The organism is Nocardioides pyridinolyticus (assembly GCF_054653575.1).
The window spans coordinates 1-846 of record NZ_BAAIFY010000081.1; the positions used below are offsets into that span (position 1 = coordinate 1).

The 846-nt window shown below is 68.7% G+C and carries 1 protein-coding gene; it reads left to right on the top strand.

The window, feature by feature from the left end:
* Positions 1-32 precede the first annotated feature (32 nt).
* Entirely contained in the window at positions 33-785 is a 753-nt protein-coding gene (gene istB / locus ACYQ0U_RS22740; protein ID WP_459976160.1) for an IS21-like element helper ATPase IstB, read from the top strand.
* Positions 786-846 lie beyond the last annotated feature (61 nt).

Here is an 846-nt window from a genome sequence, read left to right on the forward strand (position 1 = left end):
CGGCGAGGACCGGTCGCGATGTCACCGGTGAGCTGGAGTACCTGACCCGGGCGTTGAAGGCGCCGACCCTGCGCGAATCGGTCGAACGGCTCGCCGAACGTGCCCGGGAGGAGTCCTGGACCCATGAGGAGTTCCTCGCGGCCTGCCTGCAACGCGAGGTCGCTGCGCGCGAGACCCACGGCGGCGAGGGACGGATCCGCGCCGCACGGTTCCCGGCGAGGAAGAGCCTGGAGGACTTCGACTACGACCACGCCCGCGGCCTGAAACGGGAGACCATCGCGCACCTGGGCACCCTGGACTTCGTCGCCGCCAAGGAGAACGTCGTCCTGCTCGGCCCACCCGGCACCGGGAAGACCCACCTGGCCACCGGGCTCGCGATCCGGGCCTGCCAGGCCGGGCACCGGGTCCTGTTCGCCACCGCGTCCCAGTGGGTCGACCGGCTCGCCGAGGCCCACCACGCCGGCCGGCTGCAAGACGAGCTCCGCAAACTGGTGCGCTACCCGGTGCTGGTCATCGACGAGGTCGGCTACATCCCCTTCGAGCCCGAGGCAGCGAACCTGTTCTTCCAGCTCGTCTCATCCCGCTACGAACGCGCCAGCCTGATCGTGACGTCCAACAAGAACTTCGCCCGCTGGGGCGAGGTCTTCGGCGACGACACCGTCGCCGCGGCCATGATCGACCGGCTCGTCCACCACGCCGAGGTCATCGCACTCAAGGGCGACTCCTACCGGCTGAAGAACCGAGAACTCGGCCGCGTCCCCGCGGCCGTCAACGAAGAGAACTAGAAGACCGAGGGGGTCAGTTTTCAACCGGCGGAAAGGGGTCAGTTTTCAGCCGCCGTTGACA